This is a genomic window from Pseudonocardia sp. EV170527-09 (assembly GCF_008369905.1).
Lineage (GTDB): Bacteria > Actinomycetota > Actinomycetes > Mycobacteriales > Pseudonocardiaceae > Pseudonocardia.
On record NZ_VRMC01000345.1, the window covers coordinates 1 to 453 of the forward strand.

Below are 453 nucleotides of genomic sequence, written 5' to 3' on the forward strand. Positions count from 1 at the left end.
ACCGCGTGCACGGTCGAGGCGGCCATGCCCAGGCGCCCGGCGATCTGGACCGGGCCCAGCCGGTGCCGCCAGCGCAGCCGTACGATTCGCCGCACCAGACCGACACGGGTCTTCGTCGGTGAGGACCTCGGCCGTGAGCTGCGGTCGGCCATCCCCGCCGGCCCCTCGGCCCGGTAGCGGTCGGACCACTTCTTGGCGGTCCGCGCGGAGACCATGAACATTGTCGCGGCCGCGGTGTGGGTCCAGCCGTGCTCGACGACGAGTTGAGCGAGCCGCAGCCGGGCGCGCGGGGTCAGGGCGGCGTTAGCGTGGGACACGAAGGCCTCCGGTGGGTGAAGCGGTTCCTCGACAGCTCCACTTCACAACCGGAGGCCTTGGGACTGCCCAGACTTCGGTTGACTCCTGACCTGTGAGGACGTCCTCCTCGCTGGAAGGATCGACACCGTGCCCAAG

At 70.4% G+C, this 453-nt stretch carries 1 protein-coding gene; it reads right to left on the reverse strand.

Annotated features, from left to right (window positions below):
* The coding region (locus FVA95_RS29450) for a leucine zipper domain-containing protein (RefSeq protein ID WP_149664620.1) at window positions 1–317 on the reverse strand (317 nt) is incomplete at its 3' end.
* Window positions 318–453 lie beyond the last annotated feature (136 nt).